Origin of the sequence: Hymenobacter sublimis (genome assembly GCF_023101345.1) — a bacterium.
Classification (GTDB): domain Bacteria; phylum Bacteroidota; class Bacteroidia; order Cytophagales; family Hymenobacteraceae; genus Hymenobacter; species Hymenobacter sublimis.
In genome coordinates this window covers 4190371-4215376 of sequence record NZ_CP095848.1, presented here as the reverse complement: position 1 = coordinate 4215376, position 25006 = coordinate 4190371, and the positions used below count along the sequence as shown (strand labels likewise).

The window sequence follows — 25006 nt, the reverse complement described above, 5'->3', positions numbered from 1 at the left end:
AAGCCAAAAGAACGTCATGCAGAGGCGTAGAGCCGAAGCATCTCGCGTGCAGTCGTTGAGTTACTACCACAACATCAGCACGCGAGATGCTTCGGCTACGCCTCTGCGTGACGGACGTTATCGAGTCTTTTAATGCGCCTTTTAACGGCTCAATAAGTTAACCCAGATTCCTCGCTCCGCTCGGAATGACACGGAACCGTTTTACAGCGTGGTGCCGGCTTTGAACGTGCCGTCATTCACTGACTTCAGGAAGCGGGTGAGGCCGCGGAAGTAGGTTTGCTGATCGTCCCACATGCTCATGTGGCTGCCTTGGGGGCAGAGCAGGTAGTTGCCTTGCTTTACTAGCCGACTCATTTCCTCCATTTCCTTGGGGTTCATGGTGTCGAATTGCCCGCCTATCATGAGGGTAGGTACCGTAATCTGGTCCAGGTCGTTCCACCGGTCCCAGGTGAGGAGGCGGCCGGCGGTTTTGAACTCATTCGGGCCCTGCATCAGCTCGTACACGTGCTGATTGACGTGCTTGAAGGAGCGGGCCACTGGGTCGGGCATTTCGGGCAAGCGCAGCAGGTGCCGGGAGTAGTAGTTCTTGAACACCAGCCCTTCGTAGGTGGGGTTGTGGTAGTCTTTCACGGCCTCGAACTTCTCTAGCGAATCCAGGAGGGTAGGGCGCAGCTGGGCCCGCAGGGTTTTGTTGTAAGCGTCGTAGCGCGGGATGCTGGCTACCATGTTGGAGATGACCAGGCCCGCGAGGTGGTCCTGGTGCTTGAGGGCGTACTCCAGGGCCAAAATGCCACCCCAGGAGTGGCCCAGCACGTAAAACTTATCAATGCCTAAGGCCTGCCGCACCTGCTCCACTTCATCCACAAACCGCTCGGTGCGCCACAAATCGTCGTCCTTAGGTTGGTCGGAGTAGTAGGAGCCGAGTTGGTCGTACTCGTAGAACTCGATGCCTTCCTGCGGGAAGAAACTCTCGAAGCACTCAAAGTACTCGTGGGTCATGGCCGGCCCGCCGTGCAGGAGCAGCACCTTAATCTTGCCCGTCCCAAACCGCTTCGTCCACACGTTAAACGTGCCCTTGGGCGTCTTGATGAGAATCAGCCGCACCCCACCGCTGCGAATACCCGATTCAAACGGCTTCAGATACGCCGCGGAGGTAGTGTCCGGCGTGTCGTTGCCGGGGGCTGAGGCGGCGTCGGGTTTCTGCTGGCAGCCGGTGATAAGCAGGGTAGCGGTCAGCAGCAGGCCGGCGGCGCGGATGAGGGTAGGCAGGGGCATAGGGCGGGGTAGTTGGTTTTTCAATAGTAGAAAGAACTGACCGAAACCCTGCCAAGCCTGTAAAGCAAACCTGTTAAAAATCAGAACGTCATGTCTCGCGGGGCTCGACATGACGTTCGTTTACCACATTTTACCCCATCATCTCTTCACTTCATCACCTTCTACTCCAGATTCTCGCGGTTCATTACGCGGTTCTGGCGGTTGATGGACTCCAGGTGCACGGCGTCGAAGTACTTGAGAATGAAGTCGCGGGTGAGGCCGAGCTGGTTGCCCTTCTGGATGCCGCGCTCCAGAATCTCGTTCCAGCGGTTGGTTTGCAGGATGGTGATGTCGTTGTCCTTCTTGTACTGCCCGATGCTCTCGGCTACCTGCATGCGGCGGCCCAACAGGTGCAGAATCTCGTCGTCGAGCTGGTTGATTTGCTCACGCAGCTTGCTGAGCACCGTTAGGAACTCTTGCTGGTCGGTGGTTTCGTGGCGCCAGGTCAGGCCATCGAGCAGTTCCGCCAGGCGCTGGGGCGTTACCTGCTGCTTGGCGTCACTCCAGGCGTTGTCGGGGTCGATGTGCGACTCCAACATCAGCCCGTCAAAGTCCAGGTCGATGCTTTTTTGGGCCACGCTGGCCAGGCCCGTGCGGTTGCCGCAGATGTGGCTCGGGTCGCAGATGATGGGCAAATCGGGCAGGCGGCGCTTCATTTCGATGGGCAGGTGCCACATGGGCGCGTTGCGGTACTCGGTGTTGCCGTAGCTGGCGAAGCCCCGGTGAATCAGCCCAATTTTCTGGTTGCCGACCTTGGCCAGGCGTTCCACCGCGCCCATCCACAGCTCCAGGTCGGGGTGCACGGGGTTCTTGATAAATACCGGAATATCCACACCGCGCAGGGCATCGGCCACGGCCTGCACCGAGAAGGGGTTTACCGTAGTGCGGGCCCCAATCCAGAGCACGTCCACGTCAAAAGCTAAAGCGTCTTCAACGTGCTTGGGGGTAGCCACTTCCACGGTGGTCGGCAGGCCGGTCAGCTGCTTGGCGCGCTGCAACCAGGGTAGCCCCTTGGTGCCAATGCCCTCGAACAGACCAGGTTTGGTCCGGGGCTTCCAGATGCCGGCCCGCAGCATGTCTACCTTGCCAGTAGCGGCCAACTGAGTGCAGGTAGCAATGAGCTGTTCCTCGGTTTCCGCCGAGCAAGGCCCGGAAATAATAAGCGGCTTTTTAGCGAGGAATTTCGGGTGTTCGGCCGCGTCGGCGGGGGAAGTGAGGAGCTGTTCCATGAGGTATGTTGAGTTTGCGTTTTCTGTGGTTGGGGAAGTTGTCTGGGTGTCAGAACAATGTAGAGACGCGACACTTCGCGTCTCAATCGTTGCTGACGTTGTTTAGGCGGCGCGGTTCAGTTCGTTCTAGCGCCGAGACGCGAAGTGTCGCGTCTCTACATTGTTCTGGTACTGGCGGCCGGCGTTACTTCAGAATCTTCTTGATCAGGTTGGCTTGTTGAATTTGCTGGTACACAGCGGGGTAGTCTTCCTGGGCTAGTAGCTCGCGCAGGTGCTGGAGCTGGTGGATGTGCTCGTCGAGCACATCAAGCACGTTCACACGGTTCTGGCGGAAAATGGGCACCCACATGTCGGGCGAGCTTTTGGCCAGGCGCACCGTCGACTCAAAACCGCCGCTGGCCAGGGCAAAGATCTGCTGTTCTTCCTTTTCTTTCTCTAACACCGTGAGGGCCAAGGCAAAAGAAGTAATGTGCGAAATGTGTGAAATATAGGCCGTGTGCAAATCATGAGCGGCGGCATCCATGTACACCAGGTGCATAGTCAGGCGCCCAAACACGGCTTCAATCCGCGCCACGGCGTCTTCGGCGCTCCGGGCAGCGTCGCAGATAACCAGGGTTTTGCCCTTGAACAGGCCAGGCACGGCAGCCGACGGGCCAGAATATTCCGTGCCGGCCATGGGGTGCACCGCCACGAAACGGGCGCGGTTGGGGTGCCCGTCTACGGCGGCCAGCAGGGTAGCTTTGGTCGAACCCACATCCATCACCACTTGGCGGTCGGTAGCGGCGTCGAGTACTTGGGGCAGCACGCCAAGCATAGCATCCATGGGCACGGCTACTACTACCAGGTCGGCGCGGGTGACGGCGGCGCTCAGCTCGTTTTCTACCTCATCCACCAAGCCCAAGGCTACGGCCTGGCGCTGGTTTTCCGGGCTCCGATCCACCCCAATGATGTGATGGGCGAGGCCGGTTTCCTTGAGGCTCAGGGCGAGGGAGCCGCCAATCAAGCCAATTCCGATTATCGTGACTACCATTTGGTGAGGTGGTGAAATTGTGAAATGGTGAGTTGGTGATTGAGCGAGTTTAAAAGGCACTTCATCCTAACTGTTAGCCCGTCATCGGGAGCTTTAAATGGCCTTTACACGCCCGAACTGCTAGCAGCAGAGCGAGCAAGGCAACAACGACTTGCGCGGTCGTGATAAGGTCCTTCGTCGCCGCTTGATGCGCGGAATGCTCAGGATGACGGGCTAATTGGAGCGTGACGTGTTAGGTAGTAGAGGACGGGCTAGGAGTAGCCGGTAGTTGCCGGGCGGCTTTGATGCGGCCCAGGGCAGCCTGCAACACCTCCGTGGTCTGGCACAAACTCACCCGAATGAACCCGTTGCCGTTGCTGCCGAAGATGCCGCCCGGCGTGATGAACACATTCGCGTTATAGAGCAGCTCGTCGCTGAGGACGTAGCCATCGGCATAGCCGGCCGGCATAGCAGCCCACACGAACAGGCCCACTTGGTTATGCTGGTACGTGCAGCCGATGGTATCGAGCAGCTCAAACACCAACTCGCGCCGAGTGCGGTAGTGGGCGTTCAGCTCCTGATACCACGTGTCGTCCAGGTTCAGGGCTTCCACGGCCGCCAACTGCACCGACAGAAACATGCCAGAGTCGAGGTTGCTTTTGAAGCGAAGTACTTCCTGGAGCAAATCGGCGCGACCCGCCAGCAAGCCCACGCGCCAACCCGCCATGTTGTGCGACTTGCTTAAGGAATTCAGTTCCAGCACCACCTCCCGCGCCCCCGGCACGGCCAGCAAACTCTGCGGCTGCTCCGTGTTCAGGATGAAACTATAGGGGTTGTCGTGGACCAGCAGGATGTTGTGGGCGGTGGCAAAGGCAACGAGCTTGGTGAAAAACGCAGCATCGGCGGCGGTGCCGGTGGGCATGTGGGGATAGTTCACCCACATGAGTTTCACCCGGCTCAGGTCGCGCCGGGCCAGGGCGTCCAGGTCGGGCAGCCAGTGGTTCTCGGCGGTCAGGTCGTAGTTGATGGGGGTAGCGCCGCTGAGGTGGGCCGCGGCCCGGTAGGCGGGGTAGCTCGGGTTCGGAATCAGCACCTCGTCGCCAGCCTCCAGAAAGGTCATGCTCACATGGATGATGCCTTCCTTGGACCCCAGCAGGGGTAGGATTTCCGCCTCCGGGTCGAGCGTTACGCCGTACTGCCGCTGGTACCAACCGGCCATGGCTTGGCGCAGGGCCGGCACGCCCTTGTAGCTCTGGTAGGCGTGGGTATTTGGCTGCTCGGCCGCCCGCGTGAGGGCCGCTACCACGTTGGGGTGGGGCGGCATATCGGGCGAGCCAATGCCCAGGTTGATGATGTGCTTGCCGGCTTTATTCAGGCCATCAATTTCGCGCAGCTTCTGCGAGAAGTAGTACTCCTGGGTGTGCTGAAGGCGACTGGCGACGGAAACGTGCATGAGGTAGGATATTTGTCATTCCGAGCGGAAGCGAGGAATCTGGGTTAGACTGCAGATGGTAGACTCAAATTCCTTCTGCGTCGGAAGGACAGTTCGGGTTGATTTTATTTAGTGAGTGTCGCCTTTGTGGTAAACCCCCAGCACTTCCAGTCCTTCCGTGAGCGGGGCAATGGCTTGGAGGGCGGCTTGCAACTGTTCGGGCTGGTCGAATTCCAGATCGGCGTGGAAGTAGTAGTGCCAGGTGCTGCCCGGCTTGGGGCACGACTGCAGCTTGGAGAGGTTAATGCCCAGGTCGGCAATACGTACCAGCACCCGGGCCAGGCTGCCCTGGGTGTGGTTGGTATGAAAGTAGAGCGAGGCCTTGTTGGGCCGGGTTACCTCTTGGGCATTTTCGGGCCGGGCTACCACCAGGAAACGGGTGTAGTTCTTCTTTTCGGAGTGAATGTCGGCCTCGAGAATATCCAGCCCGAACAGCTCCGCGGCTAGGGTGCCGGCTACGGCCGCTACGCCGGTTCTCTGGCTTTCCCGAATGCGCTGGGCGCTCAGGGCCGTATCCTCGGTTTCCAGCAGGCGCCAATGCTTGTGGTGGCTCAGGTAGTCGGCGCACTGCAGCAAGGCCATGGGGTGGGAGTGCACTTCGGTAATATCCTCCACTTGCTGCCCGGGCAGGGCCATCAGGTGCTGGCGGATGTGCAGGTAGGTTTCGCCCATCACCCGCAGGCCCGACTTCCGCAGCAGAGTGTAGTTAGGCAGAATGCTGCCGGCAATAGAATTCTCAATGGCCATAACGGCCGCCCCAGCCTGGCCCCGCACCACCGAATTTACTACCTCCCCAAACGTGGCGCACGGCACTACATCTACCGCCTCAGAGCTAAAGTAGCGCCGGGCGGCTATCTGGTGAAAACTGCCTTCGAAACCCTGAATGGCAACGGCTGGGAGCATGGTACTGGTGATGAAAGGGTACTAAAAAAGGCCTCCGGGGTTCGGGGCCTTGGGTTTGCTGTGATGGCTGCGCTTCGGTCAGCTTCGGCAAATCAGGCCCGGCTTCTTGGTAAAGAAGAAGTAATAGTAGCCGTAGTAAAAGAAAGCCGAGGTGAGCATGAGTAACTGGAGTGTAAGCGTAAAAAAAGCGCCTCCCGAGGTTGTCGAGAGGCGCTGAACGTTTCGGTTTGGAAAGCTACAGGAGGGCCGCTCGACTACGTGGTGGCGTAGTAGAAGTAGTAGCTAAAAAAGAAGCGGCCGGTGTGCTGAAGCATGAGAATCAGGTGCTTTACGCTGGCAAGGTGAAACGCATCAGTGGCAATTCCAAATAATTTATTTGGAAAGATGTACGAACAAACGTTCGGTTGCGGCTTGATTTAAGAGAAAGTTACTACCTCTTATGTGCTGTAGTAGCCACCAGGTGAATATAATGTGATGCGCTAGGATGCAAGATGTCACCACCTATCATTCTGAGCAGCACGAGGAATCTGGGTTGTCCTCTGGAAGCTACCCCAGATTCCTCGCGCTGCTCGGAATGAGGGGTATTTGGAAGAGTTGCCAGGAAGCAAAAGGACCGTCATGCCGAGGCGGAGGCGAAGCATCTCGCTCAGCTGATGTTGTGTAACTCAACGATTCGAGCGAGATGCTTCGGCTCCGCCTCCGCATGACGTTATGCTACTCATAAGACCTTACTGGTAACGCAGCATATGCTGAAGTAGAAGCCAGGATGGTGGAAGGAAAGCAACAGGAGGTTAGGGGAAGCGGCACTTATTGGGGTTGAGAAAAGGCCATTTGCTTACGCCATATGGCCTTTCGGTGCTGAAAAGAAAAGTTGGCACGGTTTTGTAATACTACCCTTCCGAAGCCGGCAGCCACCCGCTGCGCACCCTTGGTAGCCGGCCCTTCCTTCCAACTTTTCCTGCCATGAATACGAAGCGACTTTTCGGCCGCCTGGCCGCTGCTACCCTTTTTGTTACTGCTTTTGCTACGGCCTCTGAGGCTCAGATTCAGCCCCACCGCGTGCCCGCTTACACCGGCAAAGCCCAGGCCCGCCCGGTGCGTTCTACGCCTTCCTACTCCACCTCTTCGGCCACCGATGGCGTGAAATTCGGTATCCGAGCTGGCGTAAACGTGGCCGACTGGTCGGGTGATGCGGTAAGCAGCGTGATGGACCTGGCGGAGTACACCAACGGGGCCGTGACCAAGGAAATGAAGACGGGCTTCCATGCCGGCCTCTACGCTACCCTGCCGCTGGGCCCGCGCTTTGCCATCGAGCCGGGTGTTGCCTACTCCGAGAAAGGAACCGCCCTGACCGGCCGCATTCCGCTGGAACAGTTCGACTTCCTGAATGCCAAGGTGAAAGCCACGGCCCGCATGGCCTACCTCGATATTCCGCTGCTGGCCAAGGCTTACCTCACCGATGGGTTCTACCTGTACGCTGGCCCGCAAGCCTCCGTGCTGCTCTCGGGGAAGGCCCGCGTGAATGCCAGCGCCTTGGGCTTCTCGGCCTTTAACAAGGACTTCGACATCAAAGACCAGTTCCGCCCCGTGGACTTCTCCGTGACGGGCGGCCTGGGCTACCAGTTCCAGAACGGCTTGGGCCTGAGCGCTGGCTACGACTACGGCCTCTCGTCCCTGGATAAAAACAACAATTTCGACGCTCAAAACCGCGTGATTAAGGCGTCCGTGAATTACTCGTTCTAATTCTCTCTCCTCCTACCTATTCCCCACACAAAGGCCCCACCGAACTTCGGTGGGGCCTTTTTTATCTACACTAGGAATAGCGCGAGTAATCATAAAGCACTTGAATCAGGATAAAGCCGAAGCTGCCCTGGCGGCGCATGCGGGGTAGCGAGGCTGCAACCAGCACTGCCCCGGCCGCAAGTGAGTGAACTAGGCGCAGGCTTCGGAGGTAAGGAAATAAGTGATTAGAAAAGCATAAGTGAACTGGGTTGCGCCGTGGCCCAACGGCGCAGTTTTCTCTCGCGGCGGTGGGCTTGGTGAGGCGTGGTGTGGGCTTCTGCGGTCCGGATGGCGGCACACTCTTGGGTAGTGGTCAGCCACTAGGGCAGAGCGGAGGAAGGCGGAGCCGTAGCCGGTGGCGGAGCCGCAGCGTGCAGCGTATCAGCGGGGGTAAGAAGCTGAGCCTGTGCGGAGCGGCTGCCTAGCAGAGCCAGTGTTGAACCAAACAGGAAAGGGAAACAAGGCGACATAACCGGGGCGTTAGGAGAGCAGCTTTTCTTGTAGATGCGCCCCGCTGCCGGATTCCACACGCGCCGTGAAAAATATTTTTCCGGCTTTTCTTTCCGTCTTTCGATTGGAGATGTTGGGGAGGCGGCTCCATGCTTTTCCGGCCCGAAAGTGTAGCTTTCGGTTCTAGCCTTTCGCCCTGGTATGTTCTTTCGTCGCTCCCGCCGTCCTGCGCCTGCTGCCGAGCTCTCCGATGCGGAGCTGCTTCGGCGCTACCACGCCCAGGGCGACGTGCACGATGTAGGCGCGCTCTACGACCGGCACATGACCCAGGTGCTGGCCATCTGTCGGCGCTACCTCCGCGACGAGGAAGATGCCAAGGACGCCGTAATGCAACTCTTTGAGCAATTGGTAAGTAAGTTGCGCCAGCACGAGGTAGAGAACTTCGCGCCCTGGCTGCACGCCACCGCCCGCAACCATTGCCTGATGGTGCTGCGGGCCCGGCAGCGGGCGGGCCCCGCAGCGGGTGGGGCGCTGGTGGTCCACTTTCCCGATGCCGCCGGTATGGAATTGGCCGCGGCCCGGCATCTGGCAGATGATGACCCCACCGAAGCCGACCTCCACGAACAGCAGCTCCAACAGCTAGAACACGCCCTGGCTGAACTACCTCCCGGCCAACGACAATGCCTGGAGCTGTTTTACCTCGAAAAGAAATGCTACCGCGACATTGCCGACCTCACGGGCTTCGACCTGAACGCGGTTAAAAGTCACCTCCAAAACGGCAAGCGCAACCTGCGCCGCTACCTCGAAACCACTGCTGCTTCCAATGCTTCTCCCTAATGCTGCTTCTGAGCCCACCGCTTCCCGGCACCTGCCGCTGGAAGTGCTGCGCCGCTACGTGGCCGGAACACTGGAGCCCTTGGAGCAGCACCGCGTAGAAGCCCATACCAGTACCTGCCCCCACTGCGCCGACGTGCTGGAGGGCCTGGCGCTGCAGCCCGCCGCCGTTACCGATACTAGTCTGGCTGACCTGCGCCAGCGCCTGCATGCCCGCGTAGAAGAATTAGCTATGGGTTCGAAGCCCAAGCCGCCCCTGGGTTGGGCCTGGCAACAGCTAGCGGCCGCGGCGGTGCTGCTATGTACAATAGGTGCTGCCTTGGTATGGTTGACTGCCAATCGTTTACAGAACAGAGCTACTATAGCCGCCAAGCCCGCTGCAGAAGTTATTGCATCTGCCTCTACCACTCCCGCACCCGCGCCATTACGCACTGCAGAGCCGGCCGTGTCTGCTTCCTCTGCTATAGCAACCGTATCGTCAGTTGCGCCAGCTTCGTCGTTGCGCCGTCGGCAGCTGGCGGCAAGGCGTCCGTCTTATTCGGCGCGCTCGGTGCTGGCCGATGGGCCGGCAATGGGTGAGCCCATGGAACAGGTGCACAGTGGGGGTGCACCACCTGATGCCTACGTTGTAGCTGCAATGGCAGCCTCCGCAGATTCAGTGCAGCCACCGGTTACTGCCGATGTAGCTGCAGCCTCCCTGGCGGTTAAAGCCAAAAGGCGTGTTGCGGAAGGTTCAGCTTCAGCTCCGCTCTTACCGCAGAATCTGCGTACTATCCAGGGGCGCGTGACGGACGCCGTTGGCGTTCCCCTACCCGGTGCCACGGTACTGGTGCCTGGCACGCAGCAGGGAGTCGTTACCAATTTCGATGGGTCTTTCTCCCTGCAAGTGCCTACTGCTACCGAGCAGCTCACGATTAGCTCCATCGGTTACACCGCCCAAACCCGCGCCCTGCGCCCTTCCGACTCCACGCTGGCCTTGGCCCTTTCGCCCAGTTCTAGTGCCCTGAGTGAGGTAGTCGTAGTGCGCCGCGATGCGCCGCCCGCGCCTATGTCGGTGGGGGCCATGCCGGCCGGGGGCTACACTAGCCTCAAAAAGTACCTGCGCGACAGCCTCGACTACCCCGAAAAAGCCCTGGAAGCTCGGCAGGAAGGCAACGTAAAGCTGCGCTTTGTGGTAGGCGTTGATGGCAAAGTATCAGACATTAAAGTAGTCAAGAAGCTGTCTGAGGAGTGCGACGCCGAAGCCATCCGGCTGTTGCAGGAAGGGCCCGCCTGGTTTCCCGCCATCCAGAACGGCCGCCGCACCGCCCGCACCGTCGAAATCACCGTGCCCTTTAAGATTGAGCAGCGGTAAAGTATACTGGTCATGGCGAGGGCACCGAAGCCATCCGTCCTGACCAACGCCCTACTCCTAAAACGTGACAAGCCCTTGACGGATAGTAGCGTCAAGGGCTTGTCACGTTAGGCGGTGTGTCACAAATGAGAGGAAGGATGGCTTCGGCTACCGCCTCGCCATGACACCTTGTCAATTCTCTCTACCCACTATAGCCGCCGCCGCTTTCGGGCTCGGTGGCGCTACCGCCGGGCGTTACTTCGCGGGGCAGGTCGGGTTCGGTTTTTATTTCCACCTGGCTGTAGTCGGGGGCACCGTTGCCAGCTACGGGTACTGGGGTTTCGTCGCTGTTAGAGCTGGTGCTGGCGGTGGAGGCTGAAGGGGGCGTAGGGGCCGTGTTTTCCTGGGCGGGTGGCGTTACGGCGGAAGGCTGGGCCGTGGTAGGTGTTTCGGACTGTACGGACAGGGCGTCGGATTCAGATTCGAAGGTCTTTTTCATGACGTAGAGTAGCTAGTAAGATGCTTGAGCTATCCTATACGTAGGCAGCGGGCAGGCAGCCGGGCGAACCTGGGGCAGAATTTTGGGGTAGCGGTGCGGGGCCGTACGCCGTTGCGTACTTTTGCGGCGTGCCGGCTTGCCGCGCGCTTTCTTGTCACCTTATTCTCTTCTCACCCACTAGAAGCATGACTCAGTTTCGCACCGAGAAAGACACCATGGGCACCGTGCAGGTGCCGGCCGACGCCTACTTCGGCGCCCAAACCCAGCGCTCCATCGATAACTTCCAGATTGCCCAGGACATCAACAAGATGCCCAAGGAAATCATCCGCGCCTTTGCCTACCTGAAGAAAGCCGCCGCCCTTACCAACCGCGACGCCGGCATCCTTTCGGCCGAAAAAGCGGAGCTGATCGGCCGCGTCTGCGACGAAATTCTGGAAGGCAAGCTGGATCAGGAGTTCCCCTTGGTGGTGTGGCAAACCGGCTCGGGCACTCAGAGCAACATGAATGTGAACGAGGTAGTGGCCTACCGCGGCCACGTCCTGAACGGCGGTCAGCTTTCCGACGAGAAGAAGTTTCTGGCCCCCAACGACGACGTAAACAAGTCGCAGAGCTCGAACGATACCTTCCCGACGGCCATGCACATTGCGGCCTATAAAATTCTGGTAGAGAAGACCATACCCGGTATTGAGAAGCTGCGCGACACGCTGAAGGCGAAGTCGGAGCAGTTCATGCACATCGTGAAAATCGGCCGCACCCACCTTATGGATGCTACCCCGCTCACGGTAGGGCAGGAGTTCAGCGGCTACGTGTCCCAGCTCGACCACGGCCTGCGCGCCATCAAAAACACGCTGGCTCACCTTTCGGAGCTGGCCTTGGGCGGCACGGCTGTGGGCACGGGCATCAACACGCCTCCCGGCTACTCCGAAAACGTGGCCAAGCACATTGCCGACCTCACCGGCCTACCCTTCATCACGGCCGAAAACAAGTTTGAGGCCCTGGCCGCTCACGACGCCATTGTGGAAGCCCACGGTGCCCTGAAAACCGTGGCTGCCAGCCTGATGAAGATTGCCAACGACATCCGCCTGCTGGCTTCGGGCCCGCGCGCTGGCATCGGCGAGCTGCACATCCCCGACAATGAGCCCGGCTCCAGCATCATGCCCGGCAAGGTGAATCCCACCCAGTCGGAGGCCATGACCATGGTAGCGGCCCAGGTGATGGGTAACGACGTAGCTATCAACATCGGCGGCATGAACGGCCACTTCGAGCTGAACGTGTTCAAGCCCCTGATGATCTACAACTTCCTGCACTCGGCCCGCCTCATCGGCGACGTGTGCGTGTCGTTCAACGACAAGTGCGCCGCCGGTATCGAGCCCCTGGAAGCCAACATCAAGAAGCACGTAGACAGCAGCCTGATGCTGGTAACGGCCCTGAACCCTCACATCGGCTACTACAAAGCCGCCGAAATTGCCCAGACGGCCCACAAAAACGGCTCGACCCTCAAGGAAACCGCCCTCCAGCTCGGCTACCTCACCGAGGAGCAGTTCAACGAGTGGCTCAAGCCCGAGGACATGGTCGGCGAAATCAAGAAGTAAAAGCTAGAAAACTAGCTCCCCTCCTTGGATAAGGAGGGAGTTAGTTTTCTAACCGTAGTCTCAGCTGCGCGCTACAACCCTAGCATCCTGCTTTACGAACAACGGGCAGCCGGCTACCATGCGGGCTGCCCGTTTCTATGCCCGCTTATCCGCAGTTTGTGGCGCCCTTCCGAGCCTTTCTGGACCAGGTTCCGGCCGGCGGCCGCGTGGTGGTGTTCTGTCATTTCGATGCTGATGGCCTAGCCGCCGGGGCGCTCTTCGGGCGCGGCTTGAACCGCATCAACCCGAGCTGGCAGGTGGAGGTAGTGCCTTCCGGCAAGGGCGAAAACGCCTTCCTGACGCCTGGTGCCCACGAGCGGCTGCTGGCTCTGAAGCCGGATGCTCTGATTGTCACGGACCTTGGTGTGCATGCCCACGGCACCCTGGAACCCCACGGCGTGCCCGTGCTCTACGTCGACCACCACATTCCGGAAGGTGAGCCACCGGCTGGCGGTACCGCGCTAACCGGGTACGGCTTGGAGCCGGTGCCCTGCTCGGCCTGGCTGGCTTACGAGCTGCTGGCCGCCGAAGCCGATATGGCTGACTTACAGTGGGTAGCGGCTATTGGTGTGCTGTCGGACCTCGGCGACCAAGCCGCCTGGGCCCCGCTGGCCGCTGTCAAGAAGCAGCACACCGCCAAGTGGCTGAAGGAAGCCGTAGCCATGTGCAACGCCGCCCGCCGGGCCGGCGAATTCGACCTGGACCGGCCCCTGCGCTACCTCCTCCGCGACGACAACCCCCGCGGCCTGGCCCAGGATGAAGTGCTAGCGGGTTACCGGGCCGAAGTAGCTGCCGCCTTAGCCGCGGCCCGCAAGCTACCCCCGAAGTTTCCGCCCAAAGGCCCCGATGCCGCACCCGTGGCCATCGTCACCATCAACTCGCCCTGCCAGATTCATCCCCTGATTGCCCAGCAGTGGATTACGCGGCTGTCAGACAGGGTAGTGCTGTGCGCCAACCTGGGCTACCTGCCCAATGGCATGGTGGCTATATCCGGGCGGGCGGCCGGCAACCTGCATATTCCGGACCTGCTGCGGGCCGCTTTTGCTAGGGTCGGCGCTACCCCGCCCGCCAACTTCGCCCACGGTCACCCCCAGGCCAGCGGCGGCCACCTTTCCGCCGCCGACTATGCCGTGTTGTTGCGCGGGCTGGGCTATTGAGGCCGTATAGGAATCCGGGGAAGGATATAAGGCGGCCGCGTGAAACTCTGCTTTATCTTTGACGCAACTTCCTGCCCAATCTGCCCATGGATTTCGCCCGCTGCATTACCCTGGAAAATAGCCGCGTCCGCCTGCGCCCCCTCGAAGCCACTGATTTCGAGGATTTAAAACGAGTTATTTTCGACCCGGAGCTGTGGCAGTTCAGCTCCATTCCTTACCCGGTTGATGCCGTGGGGCTGGCGGCTTACTTAACCAAGGCGGCGCAGGACCGGGCCCAGGGCATCCGCTACCCCTTTGCCATCATCGACCGCGCTACTGGGCGCGTGGTAGGTAGCACCAGCTACGGGAGCTTTGCGTTGGCCGACAAGCGGCTGGAAATTGGCTGGACCTGGCTGGGCAAGGACTTTCAGCGCACCGGCCTGAATCGGGCCGCCAAGCATCTGCTGCTGAAATACGCTTTCGGAGAGCTGGGCTGCGAGCGGGTAGAGCTGAAAGCCGACGCCCTGAACCAAAAGTCACGGGAGGCTATGCGCCGCATGGGCGCCACGGAGGAGGGCATTCTGCGCAGCCACATGGTTACCCAAAGCGGCCGCCGGCGCGACTCCGTGTACTTCAGCATTCTGAAGCCCGAGTGGGACCAACTGCGCCAAACCGTATTTCAGGAGTTCGACGCCCGTGGTTGAGCCCACGCCCCCACCTCCGCGCCGGCTGGCGGCCCTGGTGCGCCAGCGGGCCGCCAGCTTTGGCTATGCCTTCCGGGGCGTGTGGGCTGCCCTGCAAACCGAGGTGCACCTGTGGTTTCATGCGGCCGCTACGGTACTAGTTATTGGGTTGGGGTTGTACTTCGGGCTGGAACGGTGGGAGTGGGCGGTGGTGGCCTTGGCCGTGGGCGCGGTGTGGTGCGCCGAACTAGTGAATACAGCCATTGAAGCAGTCGTAAACTTGGTGTCGCCGGACTACCACCCGCTGGCTGGGCGGGCCAAGGACGTAGCGGCCGGGGCCGTGCTGGTGATGGCTATAGCCGCGCTGGCCGTGGGCTTGCTGATTTTTGGGCCGCGGGTCTGGGACTTGCTGAGCTGGTAACCCTAGGAGAGAGCAGAACCACTGGCGGCCACCTGCGTAACCAAGCTTTGTGTGCATATTTGCCGCCCCTTTAGCCCTCGGGCGCGGGGAAGTTCTACCTCTTGCCTTGCTCATGCGCTCTTCCCTGCTTCTGATTCCTACCCTGGCTGTGCTGCTCCATACCGCGGCCTGCCAGCGCAACGTGGCCGTCACGACGCCCACCGATGCTCCCCAGACCGGGCTGGCCGGGAGCGTGTCAACTCCCGCACCTACCAGCGCCAATACCATTGAGCCTACCCCTCGCCCCGATGCGGTATTCGACGCTACCAAGCGTCCGAAGTGGCTGGCCGACCGGATTCAGCAGCACAGCAACGCCGAAAAGCAGAATCCGCCCATTCATATTTATAGCTACCAGCTTGATGGGGCCACGGTGTACTACGAGAGCAGCCCCTGCTGCGACCAGTTCACCAACCTCTACGCCGCCGATGGCAAGTTGCTCTGCCACCCCGACGGTGGGCTCACGGGCAAAGGCGACGGCAAGTGCCCCGACTTTGTGAAAAACCGAACCGAAGAACGGCTGGTGTGGCAAGACCCCCGATAGCGGCGAAGTGGTGAGAGGCTGAAACAATGAGTTTCACTCACGGCTTTGGTACTCCTTCCACCTTCCGCGCATTCCCCAGATTTCTCACCTTTCTTTTATCATGATCAACACCATTGAAAAGCTGGGCGCCTACACCGTGTGGGCAAATGCTACCCTGCTGCGCCACCTCGACGGCCTCGTGGCCGAAGGCGCCACCATTCCCGCCGGAGCCCTGCGCCTGTTTAGCCACGTGCTGAATGCCCAGGCCATCTGGCTTGGCCGCATGACCAACGCGCCCAGCCCCGTGAAAGTGTGGCAGGAGCACGACCTGGCCACCCTGCACCACTGGCACGAGCAAACTTCCGAGCGTTTTCATCAGTACGGCATTCAGGCCGATGACACGGAAATGCAGCGCCTAATTACCTACACCAACTCCATCGGGGAGGGCTACACCAGCCAAGTATCCGACATCCTGACCCACGTGCCCGTGCACGGCAACTACCACCGCGCCCAGGTAGCCAAGGAGCTGCGCGCCGCCGGTCTGGAGCCCATTAACACCGACTTTATTACCTACTGCCGCGAATTGTCGGCTAAGGCGCAGGCGGCCGACGTGCCCAGCCTGTAACTTCCCTTTGCGTTTCCTTGTTAAACCCTTCCGCAGGCGGTTCGCCACCTCGCGGAAGGGTTTTTCGTTGTACTATCATCCGGCTTCCTACCCCATCGTTTCCATGACGACTTCCGCCTCACCTTCCCCGGTCCTGAGTCCTGAGCACCTGGCCCGAGCTTACTCCTATAGTGCTTATCGCCAACTGATTACTACCCTCATGGCCGAGGGTAAAACCACGGGTACTACTCAATCGGAGGCCCTGACTGCCTACGCCCAGCTCAATATCCAGCGCATGGAGCGCCTCGACAAGCAGGTGCAGGTGCAGCCGGAGCTGCTGGCTGCGGTGCAAGGGTTACAGCAGCGCTATGTGTGGCTGGTCCTGACTGAAGGCTGGTGCGGCGACGCGGCCCAAATTGTGCCCGTGCTGGAAAAAATAGCCCAGGCTAGCCAGGGCCGCATCACTACCCACTACTTGCTGCGCGACGAAAACCTGGACCTCATGGACCGTTACCTGACCAACGGGGGCCGGTCAATTCCCAAGCTCATTGTGCTGCGGGCAGATACCCTGCATGAGGTAGCGCAGTGGGGCCCCCGGCCCGCGGCGGCGCAGGAGCTGTTTCAGGCCATGAAGGCAGCCGGCGCTACGCATGAGGAATTTGCCGAAAAGCTGCACGGCTGGTATGCCAAGGACAAAACGCACCACACCCAGCAAGAACTGCTTCGCTTGATTAATGAAATGAGCTAAACGCAGCCCAGCTACGCCACTGCAGAAATCAGTTTTGTTACCTATCCGCTCTGGTAAAACGGGGCGATATAGGTAGCAGAACTGATTTTTTATTTTTTAACACGTATAAATATAGTACAATTTATAATGAACAAGTCGATATCGGCATAGTCTCCGAATTCCCACACTTAGAAAAACGGTGCCTTTTTTTGATTCATATTGAAATGCACTTCCCTGTTAGGGAAAACAAGCGGATTAAGTTTATGATTTAGGCTATTAATAGGTTTTAGTCGTAGCTGAACCGTACAGGTTGGTGAAGTGGTAAAAATGGAAAAGTCATATAATGTGCGTTAAATTTGTTTTGCTGGCTTACTCACCTGTGGGTAAGTCAGGCGCAATTGGCTCTTTTCTTTTTACTACTTTCTATGAAAACACATTTCCGCAATGCACTCCCCGCGAAGTGGGCAAGCCAGGTTCCGATTCGGAGGGTAGGGGGGCTGCTAGGAATGTTATTGGCGCTGCCCGCTACTACTTGGGCCGCGGCGCCAGTAGCAAATAATGATGCTGCCGTAGTGGTGATTACGGCTACATCAGCAACCATTAACATTCTGGCAAACGATACTCGCGGAGGCCTGGGCCTTGGCAGCGACGCCATTGACCCCGCAACCGTAAGGCTTATCGGAGCAACCGCCGGTACGACCAATATTGCCGGTAGTAACGGCGGCTTGTTTTCAGTGAGCAGCTCCGGGGTTGTTACTTTCACGCTGCCTACGCACCCCAAGCCCAGCACCAGATTCCAGACGTCCATCCGGTATACGGTGCGCGACGTTACCGCGGGGCTCGGCGACGGCACCTCCAACGAGGCCACGCTCACGGTAACGGTGAGCAGCCCTCCTACGGCCAGCAACGTGCGGGCAGCACTCATGCCCAGCAGCGCCGCTGCTACGCCTATTGCGGGTTTGGTGGGTAGTGTGGCCGCGGGCAACACGCTCAGCGGCTACACACTCAAGAGTCTGCCCAGCAACGGCACCTTGTATCTGAACACAACCGCCATCGGCACCGTGTCGCGTACGCTCTCGGTAGCCGAAGCAGCCCAGCTACAGTTCGACCCGGCCGGAAATAAGTCGGGGGAATTCACCTTTACTTACACCGCTACCAACAACGACGGGCTGGAGTCGGCCCCTGCTACCTATACTATTCCGGTGGCCAACGTACCCCCGGTGGCTGTCAATGACCCCGCGGTAATCATTGCCCGCAACGGCATTGCTACCATTTCGGTGCTCACCAATGACACCGACGCCGACGGCTCCATTCTGGCGACTACCGTGGACCTGAACCCTGATCTGGCAGGTATTCAGCAGGAGCGTACGATGGCGAACCAGGGGAAATTTACGGTGTCGGCCCAGGGCATCGTTTCCTTTACGCCCGTGCTAGACTACGCCGGCACCAGCACCATTACTTATACTGTGGAGGACAACCTGGGGCTGACATCAAACCAGGCCGCCATTCGCGTTATCGTCAACAATGTTACCTCTGCCTTCGATGACAGCAATGAGGTAGAAAAGGGCATGACTGTGTCGGGCAACGTGATTCTGAACGATACCGATCCGCAGAACACGGGCTTCACGGTGGCCCTGGTAACGGGCGTGAAAAACGGCAGCCTGGCGTTGAATGCCAACGGCTCCTACACCTACACGCCTACTGCTGGCTTCCTGGGGCAGGATAGTTTCGTGTACAGGGCCTGCGACAAAACGGGTACTCCGCAGTGCGCTACTGCCACGGTGCACCTGAATGTATATGACCCGGCCGTGCAGTGCATTGCCGCCACCGGCCCAAACCAGCTGGTGAACCCGGGCTTCACGAATGGCAACGTCGGCTTTAACACCAACTACGAGTACAAGGCCGACGATGCGGCCGTAGCAACGGAGCTGACCCCGGAAAACACCTATGCCATTGGCCCCGATGCCAGCAAGTATCATGGCACGTTCCGGGGCAATGGCCGCGGGGGCGCCGCCGATAACTTCCTGATGATCAACGCTACCTCTGCCATCCGGACGCTCTACACCCAAACGTTCAAGGTTCAGCCCAACCGCTACTACACCTTCTCGGCCTTCTTCAACAACCTGATTCCGGCGAGCATGAACATTGCCGACCCGATTGTGGGCTTCGTCATCAATGGCGAGTCGACTTCGGGGACTATCACGGTGCCGGAGTCGCCGGACCAGTGGGTGCAGTACTCCGACGTGTGGTATTCCGGCAATAGCACCACGGCTACCTTCGAAATTCGCAACCTGACCCTGGATTTGCAAGGCAACGACATTGGGATTGACGACCTGTACTTCGGTACCTGCAACGCCGTGCCCGTAGCCAACAACACGGCCGCAACTCCTCTGGCGGCTACGGCCACCGCTACAGCTCTGGCCCCCATGGACGCCACGGACCCCGACGGCACCATTGCCTCGTTCACCATTACGGCCCTGCCGCTGCCCGCGGCCGGCACGCTGTACGTGAACGGGGTAGCTGCCACGCTCAACCAGGTAGTGACGCCCGATGATAACAAGCGCCTCACTTTCGACCCCAGCGGCGCCGTGAACGGTAACGTCACGTTCACTTTCCTGGCCACCGACAACATTGGCTCCACCAGCAACACGGCTACTTACACCATTCCGGTTGGCAACACGGCCCCGCTGGCGGCCAACGTCCTGATGGCTCCGGCCATTCCGAATACGGCTGCGGCTACTACCCTCAAGCCGCTAGTAGCAACCGACGGCGACGGTACCATTGTGAAGTACATGGTTGTGACGGTGCCGAACCAGCAGGCCGGTACGCTGCTGCTAAGCGGCACGCCCGTCACGACGGTTCCGCTGGAAGTGCAGCCCGCCCAATTAGGCCAGCTCGCCTTTGATCCGTCGGGTGCGTATGCCGGTCCGGTTACCTTCAACTACTACGCTGTTGATAACCAAGGTAATACGTCTAACACGGCCATTTACACCATTCCAATCGGGAATGAAATGCCGGTGGCCAAGGACAAGTGGGCCCAGGGCATGCGCAACACCACCAATTCCACTCCGCTTAGCGCCCTGGAGTCGACGGATGCCGACGGCTGGATTGCCTCCTATACCATTGCCAACCTACCCTCCAGAGGCGCCCTAACGCTGAACGGAGTAGCGGTTTCGCCGGGGCAAACCATCCGGCCTGAGCAGGCTAGTGAACTGGCTTATGCTCCCCCGAAAACTGAAACCGGCCAGTATTCCTTTACTTACTACGCTACTGATAACCTGGGTGGTACCTCCAACCTAGCTACCTACGTGGTACCAGTGGCCGGGCCTCTACCCGTTAAAATGCTCAGCTTCACAACTCAACTTACCGGCACTACTGCTCAGCTTACCTGGACCACTGCCGCCGAGCTGGACAACGACCGGTTTGAGGTGGAGCGCAGCCTAGATGGCAAGCAGTTTCAGCGCATTGGGCAGGTGCGGGGGCTGGGCACCTCGGCCACCGGTGCTACCTACCGCTTCACCGATGCGGCCCTCCCGACTCCCGGAGCTGCGGCCCTACTCTACTACCGCCTCAAGCAAGTAGACGTGACCGGGGAATCAGCTTACAGCCAGGTGCGCACGGTTACGCTTGCAGCTGGTGGCTCCTTTGTGGTAGCGGTAACGCCCAACCCGTTCAGCTCTGAAGCTAGCCTGAACCTGCTGGCACTGCCTACTGCGGCTTACCAGGTAGTTGTAACGGATGCCACGGGCCGCCAAGTGTACAGCGCTACGCTGGGCGGCGGGCAGATATGGCCGCTGGCTGTAAGCAGCTGGCCCGCTGGCTTCTACACGGTGGTGGTGGTGCGGGGGGCTAACACCCGCTTTATCCAGCGCATCGTGAAGCAGTAGATTACCGGCTTTTCTCCACCACAAAAAAGCCCTGGCTATGCAGCCAGGGCTTTTTTGTTACATATAAACGTAAGTAGGGCAATTAGTTGAGCGTGGTCTGGCCTAGCTCGCTCACTTGGTTATTGGTAACCGTAATGCCCGTGCGGGTAACTACCCGGTAAGCGGGCTGGCCGGTAGGCGCGGTGGTTGTCGGGAAGAACTCTACCCGGTAAGTACCCGAAGGAATGCCGCTAAGCTGAAACGCGCCCGAAGCATCGGCGGCCGTGCTGAACGTATCGGGTACGGTGATGGACGAGCGGATGGCCAGCACCTGGGGCAGAGCCGCGGCGGGTGTTACGGTACCGCGCAAGCCGCCGGCAATGTCCTGGGCCACTACCCGAATAACGGGCTTGAGCAAGTAACGCTCCTTTTTGTCGTTGCCGGGCTTCCAGTTGCCGCGCTCCACAATAGATTTGGCCACATCAAAGTCCAGCAGGAGCTGGAAGGTCTGCCGGGCCTGCAGGGAGGCTTTATCCAGCTTGAGCTTTACCCCAGAAGTCTGGCCGCTGGGCGTTTTCAGGTCGTAGCGCTGGCCGTCGCGCCCAATCACGTAGCTGTCCGGGCCGAGCTGCAGCCGAATTTCCGATAAGTCGCCAGGGGTGAAATCGGTGCTGACCAGCAAGGCCGACTTGCCGTTCACGTAGTCCAACACGTTAATCGTCTGGGCCTTGAAGGGTAGCAGCTGATATACGGCCGGGTCCTTCTCTTCTTTCAGATGAACCTCAATTTTCTGCACGTCCAGCACCACTGTGCGGAAGTCGCCGGGGGCGTCCATCAGCCGTACTTCCAGCTTGGCGGAGTTGGCTGAGTCTGAGGAGTCATTGTCGTTGCTGCAGCTGGCGAGGGCCAGAGGGGCTAGCAAGGCAAGGGGTAGTAAACGAGCGAATTGCATGAATGAGTGGTTGTGGGAAACGAAAACGGGAAAGTCAGCCTACTACGGAGCTCTGACGGCGACGTTCGGGCAAGAAGTTAGCCAACTTTTGCCTTTCCTGAAATAAAAGAAGTTCTACCGTCTAGATTTTGTGCTAGAAACCTTCCGCTTACTCTCTAAAGCGTTTGGGACTACGTTGCACAGCCGAAGCTTTTGCTCTTACCCTCCGGCAGTGCTAAAAAACGAAGCCCGCCCCAGTCACTGGAACAGGCTTCGGTAGGGTAAATGGGCAGCTAAACTTAATTGCCGGCTTTAGTTGTATCGGTGGGTTCGGCTGGCTCGGCGGGTTTGGGCTGCTCAGCGGGCTTGGCCGGCTGGGGTTTGGGCTTGCCGAAAAGGATGTTGTTAAGGCCCTGCTTGGCTTTGTCCTGGAGTTTGGCCTGCGCTTCAAGGCGCTTTTTCTCTAGCTCTAGCTGAGCTTTCTGGGTGAACTCCTGCTGCTTGCGCTGCAGCTCCCGCTGGAGGCTGTCCTGAGCTACCTTGGCCTGGGCCTGCATTTTCAGCTTGGCGTCATCAACCTTAGCCTGCACAATATTGCTAACCAGGTCTTTGGCCTGAGCTTTCACGCTGCCGGTGGTCAGCTTTACCTGCGGGTTCGTGACGGTGCCCCCAATGTTCAGGCCCAACGTTACCCGGTCGGTACCCTGCAAATTGGAAACGCCGGTGAGGCGGGTGAGCTGGGAGTTAAGCTGGTTACCAAGCTTGCCGGTGGGCACATTCAGGGCCGTGACGTATTCCAGCCCGCCGCTGCTGATGTTGTTGGAGCCGCCCACCGTCATCTTGATCTGGCCCACGGTCAGGTCAAACGGCTTCACCACGAAGTTGCCGTTGATGATTTCGGCGGCTATGTCCTTGTTATCTACCGCAAACTTCTTCAACTCCTGAAACTGGGTCAGGCTGCTGATTTTGTCCAGCACCGAGGAGTTAGCCACGGCGGCGCGCACCACTTCAAACAGGCCCTTGCCCGTGAGCGTGCTGTACCTGGGCAGCATGTCGGGGCCCATTTCCCCGCTCACGTTGAAGTTGGTGGAAAATACGCCCTCCAGACTGCTGGCCAGCGGCACCATGGCCTTCACGGAGTTAAAGGCTTTGAAGGCGTTCTGGAAATTGAGATTTTTGATGTTTAGGCCCAGATTAAACTTGGGGTGAGCCAGGTCCTTGCTGCTGTAGCTGCCGCTGGTAGCAAACGCACCGCCCAGGGTGTTAAACGTCACTCCATTAAGAATGGCCGCCTGGTCGCGCACGGTCACAATGCCCTTTACGTTATCGAGCTTGAGGTTGTCGTAGACTACCTGCTGTACAGTGGTGTTTAGCACCAAGTCAAACTCCTTCGGAATCTGCAGCACGCCTTCGGCCTTGGCCGGCGCCGGGCCGGTAGCCGCCACCGTAGGCTTCTGCGACACCTCATCCACCATCCACTCGTTCACGTTGAAGCGGTTGCTGCTGACCGTCAGGTTGCCGCGCAAGGGCTGGCCGGGCACGAATAGGTAGCCCATGTAATTGCTGATGGTGCCCGAGGCGGCAATGTCGGAGGAGCCCACTGAGCCGGCCATGTTTTGCACCACAATCTTGTCGTTGTTGAAGGTGGCCGTGGCCCGGTTTACCTTCATGCCCTGGGGTAGGTCGGTGCTTTTGTAGGTGATATTCTGGGCGTTAACTGTGCCCGAGGCTACTACCGTCTGGTAGCGGCCGGCCTCAATGTCGGCCATGTTGCCCTTGGCAGCCACGTTGCCGCTCAGGCGGCCCGTCACGGTCATGCCCTGCAGCGGGAAGATTTTGGTGAGCTTGGTCAGGTCCACTACGCCGTGCACGTCGGTGTCAAAGCGCAACTTGTCCACGCCTTGGGTCGCCACCCGGCCCTGCAGCGGCTCCCCATCCAGCAGCATCCGAAACTGCGGAATGTCCACGTGGGTATCGTTGAGCTGGCCGGTGGGGTTCGTGATGGTGCCGGTGAGGGTCAGGTTTTCGATGGGGGCCGGAAACTGCTTGCTCTTCACGTAGCCGTTGGTCAGGTTCATCTTGGCCTGCACTACCGGCATCTGGGTTTTCGAGTAGATGCCGCGGGCCGTGCCGTCAATGAACAGCTTGCCGCGCAGCAGGAGGTCCTGCACCGGGTACACCTTCATCATTTCGGCCAAATCCACGTTAGCCTTCACGCGGCCGTCCACCTTCATGGGCTCCAGCCCGTCAATGGCTACGTTGCCATCAATCGGGTTGCTACCCAAGTCCAGGTGAAACTGCTTCACGTTCACTTTCACGTTGTTCGTGAAGCCCGAGGGGTTGTCCACCACCATGTCCACGTTGATGTTGCGGGCCCGCTGGGGCAGCTGGGGGTAGTGGAAGCTGCCCTCCTTTACCTGCAGGTTCACGCCGTAGCCGGGCATCTGCACCGCGTTCTGCACGCCCTTGAAGTAGCCATCAAACGCTACCTTGCCCGTGGCCTCTATGTCTTTGAACTGGGCCGTGTAAGCGCCGGGCACCAGACTCAGAATGTTCTTGAAGTCGGTTTCAAGGGCTTTGAAGGTTAAATCGTAGGTAATGTCCGTGTCGTTGGGCAGGCCAATGGTGCCCTGGAACGAAGCCGGGAAATCGTTCAGCTTCACCTGGTTGTCCTTGAACGTAAAGAGCATTTTCTCCAAGTTCATGGCCAAGGTCACGTCGGCGTCCAACTTCTTGTTGGTCACGTACTCCGTGCCGTCGTACTGCATGGAGAAGCTCTCGGCCGTGGTCTGGCTAACCATGTCAAACACGTTCTGCTCAAAGTCGCCGGAGCCGGAGTGGTTCACGCCCCGAAGCTGCATGCCAAACGGAATCGTTAGGTCCTCGTAGCGCAGGCGGCCGTTGTTAATCTGCCAGCCCTGAATGGCCAGGTTTACGGCCGTAGTATCCTGGCCTTTGGAAGCCGCCGCCGAGTCCGACACGTACACGTCCCAGTTGGCGCGGCCACTCTTGAGCACGCGCAAGCTTAAGTCGGGCTGCTCCAGGGTCACGTTCTTTATCTTGATTTGGCTGCCGCCCAGCACGCTCATCAAATCCAGTCCTACCCGCACCTGGGGCAGGTAGGCCAGCGTGTCGCGGGCAAAGGAATCCTGGCCGATGACGCGCAGTTGGTCCAGGCGCAAGGATAGGTCGGGGAAGGAGCTGAGCAGGGTGACGTCTACATTGGCGGGGTCGTAAAGCACGGTGGCCTTCACCCGCTGCGCCAGTTGCTGGTCAAAGGCCGCCTTTATTCTATCCTTAAACAGGAGCGGGGCCAGGGCCAAACCGGCTATCAGCACCACCAGAAATAGCAGTAGCCCGACAAAGAATTTGCGCATAATGGTAGAGAGAAAAGAGAAGCAACAAAAAGGGCTAGCGGCCCCAAAATCCAATCAGCACGAACGAGGCAAAAGTAGTGCGAAACCCCACCGGCCGCGGGAAAAGACCCTAAAAAATCGATAAGGTTGAGTTTGATAACGTTGCTACCCGCGGGGTTGGTGCCGCAAGTCAGGAAAGAAAATCCCATTTTAGACCCGTAGGCAGCGCCCAACGCGTACCAAAAGC

Annotated in this window: 20 protein-coding genes; 11 read left to right on the top strand and 9 right to left on the bottom strand. The window is 59.2% G+C overall.

Going from position 1 to position 25006, the window contains the following annotated elements:
• Positions 1-201 precede the first annotated feature (201 nt).
• The 5 genes from MWH26_RS17695 to MWH26_RS17675 all read right to left on the bottom strand — a co-directional run bounded on the left by MWH26_RS17695 (position 202) and on the right by MWH26_RS17675 (position 5947).
• A complete protein-coding gene (locus tag MWH26_RS17695; protein WP_247975315.1) occupies positions 202-1275 on the bottom strand; it encodes a proline iminopeptidase-family hydrolase in 1074 nt (357 codons plus the stop codon).
• 161 nt (positions 1276-1436) lie between these two features.
• Complete coding sequence (locus MWH26_RS17690) at positions 1437-2543, bottom strand: chorismate mutase (protein ID WP_247975314.1); 1107 nt, start codon at positions 2541-2543, stop codon at positions 1437-1439.
• Positions 2544-2727: 184 nt separating this feature from the next.
• Positions 2728-3573: a prephenate dehydrogenase gene (locus tag MWH26_RS17685; RefSeq protein WP_244694204.1), complete on the bottom strand. Its 846-nt coding sequence runs from the start codon at positions 3571-3573 to the stop codon at positions 2728-2730.
• Positions 3574-3805: 232 nt separating this feature from the next.
• Positions 3806-5005 (bottom strand): pyridoxal phosphate-dependent aminotransferase, encoded by a 1200-nt coding sequence (locus MWH26_RS17680; protein ID WP_247975313.1) that lies wholly within the window; start codon positions 5003-5005, stop codon positions 3806-3808.
• 108 nt (positions 5006-5113) lie between these two features.
• Positions 5114-5947, bottom strand: coding sequence for a prephenate dehydratase (locus tag MWH26_RS17675; protein ID WP_247975312.1), 834 nt, complete (start codon positions 5945-5947; stop codon positions 5114-5116).
• Positions 5948-6910: 963 nt separating this feature from the next.
• Between MWH26_RS17675 and MWH26_RS17670 the strand changes: the two genes are divergently transcribed.
• Positions 6911-7690 carry a porin family protein gene (locus MWH26_RS17670; protein ID WP_247975311.1) on the top strand — a complete coding sequence of 260 codons (780 nt, stop codon included), beginning with the start codon at positions 6911-6913 and terminating at the stop codon, positions 7688-7690.
• Between the two features lie 359 nt (positions 7691-8049).
• Here the strand turns inward: MWH26_RS17670 and MWH26_RS17665 are convergent, their stop codons facing one another.
• The gene (locus tag MWH26_RS17665; protein ID WP_247975310.1) at positions 8050-8199 is read right to left on the bottom strand and encodes a hypothetical protein; all 150 of its coding nucleotides are present in this window, start codon (positions 8197-8199) and stop codon (positions 8050-8052) included.
• 181 nt (positions 8200-8380) lie between these two features.
• Between MWH26_RS17665 and MWH26_RS17660 the strand changes: the two genes are divergently transcribed.
• Together MWH26_RS17660 and MWH26_RS17655 are read left to right on the top strand one after the other, a co-directional pair.
• Positions 8381-9016 (top strand): RNA polymerase sigma factor, encoded by a 636-nt coding sequence (locus MWH26_RS17660; RefSeq protein WP_247975309.1) that lies wholly within the window; start codon positions 8381-8383, stop codon positions 9014-9016.
• Positions 9003-10367 (top strand): TonB family protein, encoded by a 1365-nt coding sequence (locus MWH26_RS17655; RefSeq protein WP_247975308.1) that lies wholly within the window; start codon positions 9003-9005, stop codon positions 10365-10367. The genes MWH26_RS17660 and MWH26_RS17655 overlap by 14 nt, the downstream gene beginning before the upstream one ends.
• 181 nt (positions 10368-10548) lie before the next feature.
• On the opposite strand, the gene MWH26_RS17650 is transcribed toward MWH26_RS17655, so the two are convergent.
• Positions 10549-10845 carry a hypothetical protein gene (locus MWH26_RS17650; protein WP_247975307.1) on the bottom strand — a complete coding sequence of 99 codons (297 nt, stop codon included), beginning with the start codon at positions 10843-10845 and terminating at the stop codon, positions 10549-10551.
• Positions 10846-11030: 185 nt separating this feature from the next.
• On the opposite strand from MWH26_RS17650, the gene fumC reads away from it, so the two are divergent.
• The 8 genes from fumC to MWH26_RS17610 all read left to right on the top strand — a co-directional run bounded on the left by fumC (position 11031) and on the right by MWH26_RS17610 (position 20493).
• Positions 11031-12437, top strand: a complete 1407-nt coding sequence (fumC, locus tag MWH26_RS17645) for a class II fumarate hydratase (protein WP_247975306.1) — start codon at positions 11031-11033, stop codon at positions 12435-12437.
• Positions 12438-12574: 137 nt separating this feature from the next.
• A complete protein-coding gene (locus tag MWH26_RS17640; RefSeq protein ID WP_247975305.1) occupies positions 12575-13633 on the top strand; it encodes a DHH family phosphoesterase in 1059 nt (352 codons plus the stop codon).
• 86 nt (positions 13634-13719) lie between these two features.
• Positions 13720-14316: a GNAT family N-acetyltransferase gene (locus MWH26_RS17635; RefSeq protein WP_244698560.1), complete on the top strand. Its 597-nt coding sequence runs from the start codon at positions 13720-13722 to the stop codon at positions 14314-14316.
• The gene (locus tag MWH26_RS17630) at positions 14309-14716 is read left to right on the top strand and encodes a diacylglycerol kinase family protein (protein ID WP_247975304.1); all 408 of its coding nucleotides are present in this window, start codon (positions 14309-14311) and stop codon (positions 14714-14716) included. The genes MWH26_RS17635 and MWH26_RS17630 overlap by 8 nt, the downstream gene beginning before the upstream one ends.
• Before the next feature lie 112 nt (positions 14717-14828).
• Positions 14829-15296 (top strand): DUF6970 domain-containing protein, encoded by a 468-nt coding sequence (locus tag MWH26_RS17625; protein WP_244698548.1) that lies wholly within the window; start codon positions 14829-14831, stop codon positions 15294-15296.
• 100 nt (positions 15297-15396) lie between these two features.
• Complete coding sequence (locus MWH26_RS17620) at positions 15397-15900, top strand: DinB family protein (protein WP_247975303.1); 504 nt, start codon at positions 15397-15399, stop codon at positions 15898-15900.
• Between the two features lie 103 nt (positions 15901-16003).
• Entirely contained in the window at positions 16004-16627 is a 624-nt protein-coding gene (locus tag MWH26_RS17615; RefSeq protein ID WP_247975302.1) for a thioredoxin family protein, read from the top strand.
• Between the two features lie 404 nt (positions 16628-17031).
• Entirely contained in the window at positions 17032-20493 is a 3462-nt protein-coding gene (locus tag MWH26_RS17610; RefSeq protein ID WP_247975301.1) for an Ig-like domain-containing protein, read from the top strand.
• An 82-nt stretch (positions 20494-20575) separates the two neighbouring features.
• On the opposite strand, the gene MWH26_RS17605 is transcribed toward MWH26_RS17610, so the two are convergent.
• Both MWH26_RS17605 and MWH26_RS17600 read right to left on the bottom strand, forming a co-directional pair.
• On the bottom strand, positions 20576-21424 hold the full coding sequence (locus MWH26_RS17605) for a DUF4382 domain-containing protein (RefSeq protein WP_247975300.1): 849 nt from the start codon (positions 21422-21424) through the stop codon (positions 20576-20578).
• Between the two features lie 278 nt (positions 21425-21702).
• Entirely contained in the window at positions 21703-24780 is a 3078-nt protein-coding gene (locus MWH26_RS17600; protein WP_247975299.1) for an AsmA-like C-terminal region-containing protein, read from the bottom strand.
• Positions 24781-25006: the final 226 nt, after the last annotated feature.

Bases quoted from the DNA above. Each gene is read 5' to 3' on its own strand.
- MWH26_RS17695 (WP_247975315.1), bottom strand. From the start codon at position 1,275: ATGCCCCTGCCTACCCTCATCCGCGCCGCCGGCCTGCTGCTGACCGCT.
- MWH26_RS17690 (WP_247975314.1), bottom strand. From the start codon at position 2,543: ATGGAACAGCTCCTCACTTCCCCCGCCGACGCGGCCGAACACCCGAAA.
- MWH26_RS17685 (WP_244694204.1), bottom strand. From the start codon at position 3,573: ATGGTAGTCACGATAATCGGAATTGGCTTGATTGGCGGCTCCCTCGCC.
- MWH26_RS17680 (WP_247975313.1), bottom strand. From the start codon at position 5,005: ATGCACGTTTCCGTCGCCAGTCGCCTTCAGCACACCCAGGAGTACTAC.
- MWH26_RS17675 (WP_247975312.1), bottom strand. From the start codon at position 5,947: ATGCTCCCAGCCGTTGCCATTCAGGGTTTCGAAGGCAGTTTTCACCAG.
- MWH26_RS17670 (WP_247975311.1), top strand. From the start codon at position 6,911: ATGAATACGAAGCGACTTTTCGGCCGCCTGGCCGCTGCTACCCTTTTT.
- MWH26_RS17665 (WP_247975310.1), bottom strand. From the start codon at position 8,199: ATGTCGCCTTGTTTCCCTTTCCTGTTTGGTTCAACACTGGCTCTGCTA.
- MWH26_RS17660 (WP_247975309.1), top strand. From the start codon at position 8,381: ATGTTCTTTCGTCGCTCCCGCCGTCCTGCGCCTGCTGCCGAGCTCTCC.
- MWH26_RS17655 (WP_247975308.1), top strand. From the start codon at position 9,003: ATGCTTCTCCCTAATGCTGCTTCTGAGCCCACCGCTTCCCGGCACCTG.
- MWH26_RS17650 (WP_247975307.1), bottom strand. From the start codon at position 10,845: ATGAAAAAGACCTTCGAATCTGAATCCGACGCCCTGTCCGTACAGTCC.
- fumC (WP_247975306.1), top strand. From the start codon at position 11,031: ATGACTCAGTTTCGCACCGAGAAAGACACCATGGGCACCGTGCAGGTG.
- MWH26_RS17640 (WP_247975305.1), top strand. From the start codon at position 12,575: ATGCCCGCTTATCCGCAGTTTGTGGCGCCCTTCCGAGCCTTTCTGGAC.
- MWH26_RS17635 (WP_244698560.1), top strand. From the start codon at position 13,720: ATGGATTTCGCCCGCTGCATTACCCTGGAAAATAGCCGCGTCCGCCTG.
- MWH26_RS17625 (WP_244698548.1), top strand. From the start codon at position 14,829: ATGCGCTCTTCCCTGCTTCTGATTCCTACCCTGGCTGTGCTGCTCCAT.
- MWH26_RS17620 (WP_247975303.1), top strand. From the start codon at position 15,397: ATGATCAACACCATTGAAAAGCTGGGCGCCTACACCGTGTGGGCAAAT.
- MWH26_RS17615 (WP_247975302.1), top strand. From the start codon at position 16,004: ATGACGACTTCCGCCTCACCTTCCCCGGTCCTGAGTCCTGAGCACCTG.
- MWH26_RS17610 (WP_247975301.1), top strand. From the start codon at position 17,032: ATGAAAACACATTTCCGCAATGCACTCCCCGCGAAGTGGGCAAGCCAG.
- MWH26_RS17605 (WP_247975300.1), bottom strand. From the start codon at position 21,424: ATGCAATTCGCTCGTTTACTACCCCTTGCCTTGCTAGCCCCTCTGGCC.
- MWH26_RS17600 (WP_247975299.1), bottom strand. From the start codon at position 24,780: ATGCGCAAATTCTTTGTCGGGCTACTGCTATTTCTGGTGGTGCTGATA.